This window comes from Bacillus sp. S4, from assembly GCF_040838205.1.
GTDB classification, from domain to species: Bacteria; Bacillota; Bacilli; order Bacillales; family Bacillaceae_G; genus Bacillus_A; species Bacillus_A cereus_U.
This window is the reverse complement of record NZ_JBFPJI010000099.1, coordinates 1-11,478: the sequence shown is the minus strand read 5'-3', so window position 1 is coordinate 11,478 and position 11,478 is coordinate 1. Positions and strand designations below refer to the sequence as shown.

The following is an 11,478-nucleotide window of genomic DNA, read 5'->3' as shown; positions in this document are numbered from 1 at the left end:
ATATTATACAACGGCATATATTCTAACGATTCATTTAAAGTATTATATATTCATTCGACAAGTACATATAAAGACCTTGCAAGTCATTTTATGAAAATAAAAATAACCCATCTCTTTAAATAAGAGATGGGTTATTTACATTACTTAAATTATTTTACAATGTGAATTGGCATTCCAAGAGCAACTTCAGCTGCTTCCATTGTGATTTCACCTAATGTTGGGTGAGCATGGATTGTTTGAGCGATATCTTCAGCTGTCATTCCAGCTTCGATAGCTAAACCAATCTCAGAGATAATATCAGAAGCACCTGCACCTGCAACTTGTGCACCTACAAGAAGACCATCTTCTTTACGTGTTACAAGTTGTAAGAAACCGTCAGTGCTGTTTAATGATAACGCACGACCGTTTGCAGCGAATGGGAACTTAGATACAGCTACTGTCATTCCTGCTTCTTCAGCTTGTTTCTTAGTGTAACCAACAGATGCTAATTCTGGATCAGTGAAGCATACTGCAGGAATTCCGATGTAATCGATTGCTGATGCATGGCCACTAATTACTTCAACAGCTACTTTACCTTCGTAAGAAGCTTTGTGAGCTAATGGTGGTCCAGGAACGATATCACCGATTGCATAGATGTTTGAAATATTTGTACGGCATTGCTCATCAATTTCGATGATGCCACGGTCAGTCATTTTAATTCCAACTTGCTCAAGACCGATTTCTTGAGTGTTTGGACGACGACCTACAGTTACTAATACGTAATCTGCTTCTACAGTTTGGATTTCACCTTTAACTTCAAAGCTAACTTTTACGCCAGTTTCTGTTTCTTCAACGCCTTTAGCCATAGCTTTTGTATGGATATTTACGTTACCTTTTTTCTGTAGAGCACGTTTAACAACAGAGCTCATAGCTTTTTCGAAACCAGCTAAGATTTCGTCGCCAGCTTCTACTACAGTAACTTCTGTACCGAAGTTAGCATATGCAGTACCTAATTCCATACCGATGTAACCGCCGCCGATTACAACAAGTTTTTTAGGAATTTCAGGTAAGCTTAAAGCGCCTGTAGAGTTGATAACACGTTTAGAGTATTTGAATCCAGGAATTTCGATTGGTGTAGAACCAGTTGCAAGAACAGCATTTTTAAACGTATAAGTTTGTGCTGCATCTTCAGTCATTACGCGTAATGTGTTAGCATCTACGAAGTAAGCTTCACCGCGAATGATTTCAACTTTGTTACCTTTAAGAAGGCCTTCAACACCGCCAGTTAATTTCTTAACTACGCCGTTTTTCCATTCTTGAACTTTTGTAAAGTCAACTTTTACGTTCTCTGCAGTGATACCCATGTCATCAGAATGCATAGCATTCTCATAACGATGACCTGCATTGATTAACGCTTTTGAAGGAATACATCCAACGTTTAAGCATACGCCACCCAGGTTAGCTTTTTCAATGATTGCTACCTTTTGACCTAATTGTGCTGCACGAATTGCCGCAACGTATCCACCAGGACCTGCACCAACAACGACTGTATCTAATTCAATTGGGAAATCTCCTACTACCATTGTTATTACGCCTCCATTACTAATAATTGTGGGTCATTCAATAGACGTTTAATTTGGTTTAATGCTTTTTGAGCAGTTGCGCCGTCAATTAAACGATGGTCAAAGCTTAGAGATAATGCTAATACTGGAGCTGCAACGATTTCACCGTTTTTCACAACTGGTTTCTCAGCGATACGGCCGATACCAAGGATTGCTACTTCTGGGTGATTGATAACTGGAGTGAACCATTGTCCACCTGCAGAACCAATGTTTGTAATTGTGCAAGAAGCACCTTTCATTTCAGTTGGAGCTAAACGACCGTCACGTGCTTTACCAGCAAGTTCATTGATCTCGTTAGAAATAGTAAAGATAGATTTACGATCTGTATCTTTAACAACTGGTACTAATAAACCTTTGTCTGTATCAGCTGCGATACCGATGTTGAAGTAATGTTTATGAACGATTTCTTGAGAAGCATCGTCTAAAGCAGTATTCAACATTGGGAATTCACGTAATGCAGATGTTAAAGCTTTTACAACGTATGGAAGGTAAGTTAATTTAATACCTTTGTCAGCTGCAACAGCTTTGAACTTCTTACGGTGAGCAACAAGTTCTGTTACATCTACTTCGTCCATTAATGTTACGTGAGGAGCTGTATGCTTAGAGTTAACCATTGCTTTCGCAATCGCTTTACGGATACCACTCATTTTCTCACGAGTTTCTGGATATTCACCAGCTGGGATTGGTTGTGCTTTTGGTGCTTCTTCTTTCGCTGCTGCTGGAGTAGCTTCTACTGCTGCTGGAGCCTCAGTTGCTGCTACAGTTTGTCCACCATTTGCAAATGCATCGATGTCAGTTTTCACAACACGGCCGTTCTTACCAGAACCAGCTACTTTATGAATATCTACACCTTTTTCACGAGCATATTTACGAACAGATGGCATAGCGATTACACGCTCATTTACTACTTCTGCAGTTGCTGCTGGAGTAGCTTCCGCTGCTGGAGCTTCTACTGCTGCTTCTTCAGCTTTTGGAGCTTCATCATGATCGTCACCTTTAAATTTAAGGTTTTCGTATCCAGGAGCATCAAATTTAATTAATGTATCTCCTACAATTGCAACTGTTCCTTCTTCTACAAGTACTTCAAGTACTTTACCTTTAACAGGAGAAGGGATTTCTACTACTGCTTTATCATTTTGCACTTCAAGAAGTACATCGTCTTCATTTACTTCATCGCCTGGTTTAATAAACCATTTTACGATTTCACCTTCGTGGATACCTTCACCGATATCTGGTAGTTTAAATTCAAATGCCACGGAATTCAGCCCCCTGATTCATTTCATTATTATGGAATATGTACAAAAGAAACCAGCATGTGCTGATTTCTTTTGCACATGAAAAACTAAAAATTAGAAGTTCATTACTTTGTTAACAGCTTCAACAATATCTTTATGGTTTGGTAACCATACGCTCTCAGCTTGAGAGAATGGGAATACTGTATCAGCAGCTGCAACACGAACAACTGGTGCTTCTAAGTTTAAGATTGCACGGTCGTTAATTTCCGCTACAACGTTAGCTGCAATACCAGCTTGCTTTTGAGCTTCTTGAACTACAACTACGCGACCTGTTTTTTCAACAGAAGCAATGATTGTTTCGATATCTAATGGTTGAACTGTACGTAAGTCAACAACCTCTAAAGAGATACCTTCTTTTTCAAGTTCTTCAGCAGCTTTTAGTGCAGCATGAACCATAGCACCATAAGCGATAACAGATACATCTGTACCTTCACGTTTGATATCAGCTTTACCTAAATCAATTGTGTAATCGCCTTCTGGTACATCTTGACGGAATGAACGGTACAATTTCATATGCTCTAAGTAGATAACTGGATCGTTGTCACGAATCGCAGAGATTAAAAGACCTTTTGCATCGTATGGAGTAGATGGAATAACAACTTTTAGACCAGGTTGTTGAGCCACTAATCCTTCTAAGCTATCAGCATGTAGTTCTGGAGTATGAACGCCACCACCGAATGGAGAACGAATTGTTACTGGAGCAGTCCAACGTCCACCAGAACGGTAACGCATACGAGCTAATTGACCAGAAACTGAATCCATTACTTCATAAATGAAACCGAAGAATTGGATTTCTGGAACTGGACGGAAGCCTTCAAGTGCAAGTCCAACTGCAAGTCCACCAATACCAGACTCTGCAAGTGGAGTATCCATTACACGATCTTCACCGAATTCAGCTTGTAAACCTTCAGTAGCACGGAATACTCCGCCGTTTACACCAACGTCTTCACCAAACACAAGTACGTTAGGATCATTTTTCATTTCAACGCGTAAAGCATCAGTGATTGCTTGAATCATTGTCATTTGAGCCATGGCTTACTTCGACTCCTTTTCTTTGTAAATTTCATATTGTTCAGCTAAGTTGTAAGGCATTTTTTCGTACATGATTTCCATTAAATCAGTAACTTTTTGTTTTGGAGCTTGGTCAGCCTTAGCAATTGCTTGTTTGATATCTTCTTTTGCTTCTTCGATTACTTTCTCTTCAACTTCTTGAGACCATAGGCCTTTGTTTTCTAAGAATGCACGGAAGCGTACGATTGGATCTTTTTGTTCCCATTCGTTTTCGATATCTTTTGTACGGTAACGAGTTGGGTCATCACCAGCCATTGTATGTGGACCATAACGGAATGTTAAAGTCTCAATTAAAGTAGGGCCTTCACCGTTTACTGCGCGCTCACGAGCGAATGCAGTTGCTGCGTATACAGCTAATGGATCCATACCGTCTACTTGAATTCCGTAAATACCTGCTGCTACTGCTTTTTGTGCTACAGTTTTAGCTGCAGATTGCTTTTCTACTGGAGTAGAGATTGCATAACGGTTATTTTGTACAACGAAGATTGCTGGAGCTTTGAATGCACCCGCAAAGTTCATACCTTCGTAGAAGTCACCTTGTGAAGCACCACCGTCACCAGTGTAAGTAATTGCAACAGATTTTTTACCACGTAGTTTCATACCTAACGCAACACCAGCAGTTTGGATGATTTGCGCACCGATAATGATTTGTGGAGCAAGTGCATTTACATTCTCAGGCATTTGGTTACCCATGAAATGTCCACGAGAGAATAAGAATGCTTGATATAATGGTAGACCGTGCCACACTAATTGTGGAACATCACGATATCCTGGTAAGATGAAATCTTCTGCTTCAAGTGCGAAATGACTTGCTAATTGAGAAGCCTCTTGTCCAGCAGTTGGTGCGTAGAAACCTAAACGTCCTTGACGGTTTAAAGAAATAGAACGTTGATCTAGTACGCGAGTATACACCATACGGCGCATTAACTCTTTTAATTGATCATCTGATAATTCAGGCATAGCTGCTTCATTCACAACTTCGCCTTTTTCATTTAAAATTTGTAATGTTTCAAATTGAGCTGCGATAGCTTTCATTTGCTCATCAACATTAAATAGGGTGTTTTTTGTTTTAGTACCCATTCCGTTCACCTCTTCCTCTCTTGAACCATATTCTGAAACGCTTTCACTATCTATTAGCTAGACTGAAAGCGCAACAATGTAAACCAACAAGTTTGTCTGTCGGTTGAGAATAATTTTGTGTACCTAACAATCTGTACTAATGTTTTTTCAAAAACATATTAATACAATCTTGATCACGTTTTTTAGTTTACAACTATTCTAATTACGATGTCAATTACTTTGAATACGTTTTTTTATAAATAATATGCAGGTTTCCTCTACACAAACATGTTTTTATTTTTCACATCTGTATTAGTAAGCAATAACCTACTGTTATATTATTCCCTTTTTAACTTGTTTTTTCTCTTAGAATAATATGTAAACGATTTAATTCTCTTTAGTTTTTCTCTCTTCTCAATAAAATTATACAAACACTTCTTCCTTTTATAGGTAAATACCTATACATTTCTAATCATTCCTCCATACATTATAGTAACCGCAGTATTAGCGGGAAATGATAAAGGAGGTCATCTCATGTACGGATACTCATATTGCTATCCAACAACTTGTTCATATCCTTCCTACGGTTATGGCGGTTCTTGTGGCGAATCTGGACGCGGCTTCGCCTTAATCGTTGTGTTGTTTATCCTTTTAATTATCGTTGGTGCTGCTTGCATTCGCTAATTAATGTAAAATGAAACAACTATGGAAAGAAACAGACGGCTTTGCCGTCTTTTCTTTTATTACATAACTTATCTATAGAAGATTTGTTTCCAAGTAGTTCTTCCTTACTTGCCGATGACTTTTTTTATCTCCTTTGGTAGACTAAAGAAGAAAGGAGAGATTACATATGCTTACAATGAATGAGGTAATTCGTGAAGGAAATCCTATTTTGCGCGAAGTCGCAGAAGAGGTCTCCTTACCTGCTAGCGAGGAAGATACAAATACTCTTAAAGAAATGATTGAATTTGTAATAAATAGCCAGGACCCTGAAATGGCTGAAAAATATAATTTACGCCCCGGAATCGGATTAGCGGCTCCGCAAATCGGTATTTCAAAGAAAATGATTGCGGTTCATGTAACTGATACGAACGATACGTTATATAGCTACGCATTATTCAATCCAAAAATCATTAGTCATTCTGTTGAACGTACATATTTACAAAATGGTGAAGGCTGTCTATCTGTAGACCGTGAAGTACCTGGTTATGTCCCTCGTTACACAAGAATTACAGTAAAGGCAACAACGATTAACGGTGAAGACGTAAAACTGCGATTAAAAGGTTTACCAGCAATTGTATTCCAACATGAAATCGACCATCTAAACGGTGTTATGTTCTATGACCATATTAATAAAGACAATCCATTTGTGGCTCCCGATGATTCAAAACCTCTCGAGCGATAATAGTAAAAAGGCGGAAGTTAACCTTCCGCCTTTTTATTATATGAAATGGGTTCCACACTTACTTATAACAAGCCAGCCCACTTTAATCCGTGATAAATACCGTCTTCATTAACATCTTTTGTCACATAATTAGCAAGTTTTTTCAAATCCTCATGACCATTCCCCATCACAATGCCCGTTCCTACTGCTTCAATCATTTCTAAATCATTTAATCCGTCCCCAAATGCATATACTTGTTCACGATTAAATCCTATTTTCTCAATAAACTTCTCAATCCCTTTTGCCTTAGAACCACCATTAGGAATAATATCCATTGAATATGCATGCCAGCGTATAAAATGAAAATCTGGATAATGATGAATAAACTTTTCTTCTTCGTTTACTTCACAAAAAAGAAGCGTTTGATAAATATCGCGTTTCTCATAAAAATCAGGTTCATATGCCGGATGCTCGAATTGTAAGCTTCCAAAACCTTCTTTTACATAATCATGATATTCCACTGACGCTCTCATTTCTTGATGGTCAAGATATACAAGTGGATATCCTTCTTGTTTTGCAAACTGAGTAAACTTATGTAGAGCATCAGGATGTAATGGATTATTAAATAATACCTCATCCTCAAATACAACATACTGTCCGTTAAAACTAACATAATTATGTATATTGAGTTCCTCACGAATATCTTCAAACATAAATGGCGCACGCCCTGTCGCAATCGCTACATGCACACCTTTTTCTTGTAAATCTCTTACTGCATCTCTTGTAGATTGCGGAATTTTTTTATCATGATCTAATAATGTTCCATCAATATCAAAAAAGACAATTTTATCATTCATTTGTCAAAACCCTTTCTGGCACTCTATATTCCTATTTTGATTATCACTTTTCAAATTTCAAAAAAAAGTATAACATATTAAACATCTGTGAAGAAAGCGTTCACTTTCTGACCTTATTTATGAAATGTGCATATACTATTAGTAAAAAAATGTGGATACTTGTTCGGATGAATTTTCTTTTCTATTCTTCCTCATACTATATCTATAACTAACGGCTACTAATCGTTACTACAGGATAACTTACACTATACTAAAAAGAACAAGATTCACTATTCACTTCTAATCTTCTTTCTTGTATAGGAGACGGAGTTATCATTAGTAATATGCATGTTTAAAATAAGGAAAGGAAGGAGTAATCATGCTGAAGAAGCTGAAGAAAAAGCTCAAGCGTTATTTAAACGATTTAGTCCGTAAGAAGACAATCGCTTAAATTGTGCCCATTTCGGGCTTTTTCTTCATTCTCATTCGAAAAAACATGAAAATCGTGACTGTTTGCTTTATAATAAGTAACAGATAATGCAAAACATAGACAAGGAGAGGTTTTCCCAATGATTTTTAAAGTATTTTATCAAGAAAAATTAACTGAGGTCCCAGTACGTGAAAATACAAAAGTTTTATATTTAGAGGCTACGTCTCAAAAGGATGTTCGTAAAAAATTACAAAAGTTCGCATATAATATCGAGTTCGTTCAGTCTGTTACTGGTGCTCATCTTGAATATGAAAAACAAAACGCTGATTTAATATTAGCGGAGATCGTATAGTCATATGAAATTCCTAAAAAATGATCAAGCTGCCGTTTTTGCCCTCGGTGGTCTTGGTGAAATCGGTAAAAATACATATGCTGTTCAATTTCAAGATGAAATTATTATAATTGACGCTGGAATTAAATTTCCAGAAGACGAACTCCTCGGGATCGATTATGTAATACCAGATTACACTTATTTTGTGCGAAACGAAGATAAAATTAAAGGATTATTCATTACACATGGTCACGAAGATCATATCGGTGGAATTCCTTATCTATTACGTCAAGTAAACATTCCAATTTACGGTGGAAAATTAGCACTTGCCCTAATAAAAAACAAATTAGAAGAGCACGGATTACTTCGTAAAGCAAAACTTTATGAAATTCAAGAAGATGATGTTATTAAATTTAAAAAGACATCTGTTTCCTTCTTCCGTACAACTCACAGTATTCCGGATTCATACGGAGTTGTTGTGAAAACACCTCAAGGACAAGTCGTTCATACAGGTGACTTTAAATTTGATTTCACACCAGTCGGCGAGCCAGCAGATTTAACAAAAATGGCCGAAATCGGAAAAGACGGTGTACTTTGTCTCTTATCTGATAGTACAAACAGTGAAGTGCCAAACTTTACGATGTCTGAGCGCCGCGTTGGTGATAGTATTCAAGATATATTCCGCAAAGTAGACGGTCGTATTATATTCGCAACCTTTGCATCGAATATCCATCGCTTACAACAAGTTGTTGAGGCTGCTGTTGAAAACAATCGTAAAGTAGCTGTATTCGGTCGAAGTATGGAAGCAGCTATTGAAATCGGACAAAACCTTGGTTATATCCGGTGTCCAAAGGATACATTCATAGACACATCTCAGCTAAACCGCCTACCAGCTAATAAAGTTGTTATGTTATGTACAGGTAGTCAAGGGGAGCCGATGGCAGCACTTTCACGTATTGCCAATGGTACACATCGTCAAATTCAAATTATCCCTGGCGATACAGTTGTTTTCTCTTCTTCACCAATCCCAGGCAATACAATTAGTGTAAGTCGTACAATTAACATGTTGTACCGCGCTGGCGCTGATGTAATCCATGGTAAACTCTCAAATATTCATACGAGTGGACACGGTGGACAAGAAGAACAAAAGTTAATGCTACGTCTTATTAAGCCGAAATATTTCATGCCAATTCATGGTGAATATCGTATGCAACGTATGCATATGAAATTAGCGAATGATTGTGGTATTCCAGAAGAAAATTGTTTCATTATGGATAACGGGGATGTTCTCGCTTTACGTTCTGATGAAGCAAGCGTAGCTGGGAAAATCCCATCTGGCTCTGTCTATATCGATGGAAATGGTATTGGAGATATCGGTAATATCGTATTACGTGATCGTCGCATTCTTTCTGAAGAAGGACTCGTTATTGTAGTTGTAAGCATTGATATGAAAGAATTTAAAGTTGCAGCAGGACCTGATATCATCTCGCGTGGTTTCGTTTATATGCGTGAAAGCAGCGATTTAATCAACGATGCTCAAACATTAATTACAACACATTTAGAAAAAGTAATGGAGCGAAAAACAACACAATGGTCTGAAATTAAAAATGAGATTACAGACACATTAGCACCATTCCTATACGAAAAAACGAAACGTCGTCCAATGATTTTACCAATCATTATGGAAATATAAGAAAAAGGACAATGCCTCCTCGGCATTGTCCTTTTCTCTTATCTTAAAAAATGCTTAAAACGATCTACTTCATCGTCATGACCAATTACAATTAATATATCTCCCGCCTGAACGTTTTCTGTAGCTCGAGGAGATACGATAACTTCTTTTCCACGTTTAATTGCTACAATGTTCAAACCAAACTTCGCACGAATATCTAATTCAATTAAAGAGTGCCCATCAATTTTTTTATTTGCGATAATCTCTACAATACTATGCTCATCTGAAAGCTCTAGGTAATCTAACACATTACTTGATGCGATATTATTAGCAATCCTTTTTCCCATATCTCGTTCTGGATGCACAATATGATCTGCCCCTATTTTACTTAACACTTTTTCATGATAGTCATTTTGAGCTTTTACAGTAATATTTTTCACACCTAATTCTTTCAAAATTAACGTTGTTAAAATACTTGAATTCAAATTATCTCCAATAGCAACGACTACATGATCAAAATTACGAATACCAAGACTTTTTAATACCATCTCATCTGTTGAATCTGCAATTACAGCATGCGAAGCTATATTTGCAAACTCATTAATTTTATCCTCATCTGAGTCAATTGCCATTACTTCCATACCTAATTGAGCTAATTCACGGCAAATACTTCCACCAAAACGGCCAAGCCCAATAACAGCAAATTCTTTCTCTTTTTCGCCCACAGGAATTCCTCCAATAACATCAAGTACTATGTACTTTTATTGTAACATACTTTAAATTCGCTACAAAAACCTGTATATACTTCTTATTCTTATTTTTGTTTTTGCATATAAAAATACTGTTGTAAATAAAACGCGATACCGAAAATTAACATACCAAATACAAATATATTTCCAAATGAACTAAATGTTTCAAAAACGAACAATAGCGTTTCTTGTCCGAAAAAAGCAAATAAAAGTTGTGTAAATGCGAATAACAGTGCCAATATGTAATGATGTTGATGGAATAAATAATGTGTTGCGCCTAAAAAAGCTACAAGCGAAACAATGAAGATCCACCAAGTTTCTAAAAACAATTGCCAATTAGTAAATTGATATCCATTTACTAATATCGCAATAATTCCTATAACTGCCATCGTCGGCACACTCCATAATAATGCACGCCCTCTAAAGAAGCGCGCACCTTTTGCATCTCCTTTTTCATTTGCGATGTATGTTAGCACGACAGTACTTATATACAAAACAGAGAGGATTGTTAAAACAATGATAAGCCAAAAATGTAATTGATAATATTCATGCTCTATATTCGTCACAATTGCAGCTAACATACATGGAATAAACATCCCTGTCCAACCATCTATTTTTCTTTCGTTCCAAAACACCGTATTACCAATCCGAATTCCTAATAACATAAAAATAATGATACCTAGTACAAATAACGTAGTCTTATTCCCCACTAAACTCGTTGAGAAAGCAATTAATCCAATAAATAAAAAAAGAACAAATCCATTCATAATTTCTAGTACAGGTGACAAATATCTTTTCACCCATTTGTATGTTTCTTCATATTCACTATTATTTGCTAAACGATAGGCGTAAAAACTTATCCCAAAATAAACCGCCGCAATAATAACATATGCATATAAGACGAAACATAAAATCGCACTGCTAATTTGCACGTAATTCCCCACCCTTTTTTCTATGTATCACATTGATTTTACACACTTTTCATACTAAAAGTAAACCTGTATAAGTTAGTTAAATAATTATCTTACCTATTAGTACTAATTAATAATG

General features: G+C 36.8%; 11 protein-coding genes. 4 read left to right on the top strand and 7 right to left on the bottom strand.

All coding sequences use genetic code 11. The features are described 5' to 3' along the window. Positions 1–149 precede the first annotated feature (149 nt). The 4 genes from lpdA to pdhA form a co-directional block, all read right to left on the bottom strand. Entirely contained in the window at positions 150–1,562 is a 1,413-nt protein-coding gene (gene lpdA / locus AB3X48_RS12000) for a dihydrolipoyl dehydrogenase (RefSeq protein ID WP_016106046.1), read from the bottom strand. A 5-nt stretch (positions 1,563–1,567) separates the two neighbouring features. After that, on the bottom strand, positions 1,568–2,857 hold the full coding sequence (gene pdhC, locus AB3X48_RS11995) for a pyruvate dehydrogenase complex dihydrolipoyllysine-residue acetyltransferase (protein WP_016106047.1): 1,290 nt from the start codon (positions 2,855–2,857) through the stop codon (positions 1,568–1,570). Positions 2,858–2,950: 93 nt separating this feature from the next. Continuing rightward, on the bottom strand, positions 2,951–3,928 hold the full coding sequence (gene pdhB, locus AB3X48_RS11990; protein WP_000068162.1) for a pyruvate dehydrogenase complex E1 component subunit beta: 978 nt from the start codon (positions 3,926–3,928) through the stop codon (positions 2,951–2,953). Between the two features lie 3 nt (positions 3,929–3,931). After that, on the bottom strand, positions 3,932–5,047 hold the full coding sequence (gene pdhA / locus AB3X48_RS11985; protein ID WP_002160676.1) for a pyruvate dehydrogenase E1 component subunit alpha: 1,116 nt from the start codon (positions 5,045–5,047) through the stop codon (positions 3,932–3,934). A gap of 513 nt (positions 5,048–5,560) precedes the next feature. Between pdhA and AB3X48_RS11980 the strand changes: the two genes are divergently transcribed. Both AB3X48_RS11980 and def read left to right on the top strand, forming a co-directional pair. After that, positions 5,561–5,710 (top strand): YjcZ family sporulation protein, encoded by a 150-nt coding sequence (locus AB3X48_RS11980; protein ID WP_002160675.1) that lies wholly within the window; start codon positions 5,561–5,563, stop codon positions 5,708–5,710. Positions 5,711–5,876: 166 nt separating this feature from the next. Further along, entirely contained in the window at positions 5,877–6,431 is a 555-nt protein-coding gene (def, locus tag AB3X48_RS11975; RefSeq protein WP_002160674.1) for a peptide deformylase, read from the top strand. A gap of 62 nt (positions 6,432–6,493) precedes the next feature. On the opposite strand, the gene AB3X48_RS11970 is transcribed toward def, so the two are convergent. Further along, positions 6,494–7,267, bottom strand: coding sequence for a Cof-type HAD-IIB family hydrolase (locus AB3X48_RS11970; protein WP_002014845.1), 774 nt, complete (start codon positions 7,265–7,267; stop codon positions 6,494–6,496). 548 nt (positions 7,268–7,815) lie between these two features. Here AB3X48_RS11970 and AB3X48_RS11965 point away from each other — a divergent pair. Together AB3X48_RS11965 and rnjA are read left to right on the top strand one after the other, a co-directional pair. Beyond that, entirely contained in the window at positions 7,816–8,028 is a 213-nt protein-coding gene (locus AB3X48_RS11965) for a DNA-dependent RNA polymerase subunit epsilon (RefSeq protein WP_000576437.1), read from the top strand. A 4-nt stretch (positions 8,029–8,032) separates the two neighbouring features. Then, entirely contained in the window at positions 8,033–9,700 is a 1,668-nt protein-coding gene (gene rnjA, locus AB3X48_RS11960) for a ribonuclease J1 (protein ID WP_016106048.1), read from the top strand. 38 nt (positions 9,701–9,738) lie between these two features. On the opposite strand, the gene AB3X48_RS11955 is transcribed toward rnjA, so the two are convergent. After that, on the bottom strand, positions 9,739–10,404 hold the full coding sequence (locus AB3X48_RS11955; RefSeq protein ID WP_000504033.1) for a potassium channel family protein: 666 nt from the start codon (positions 10,402–10,404) through the stop codon (positions 9,739–9,741). An 89-nt stretch (positions 10,405–10,493) separates the two neighbouring features. Then, positions 10,494–11,360: a hypothetical protein gene (locus tag AB3X48_RS11950; RefSeq protein WP_002111505.1), complete on the bottom strand. Its 867-nt coding sequence runs from the start codon at positions 11,358–11,360 to the stop codon at positions 10,494–10,496. Between the last annotated feature and the right edge of the window lie 118 nt (positions 11,361–11,478).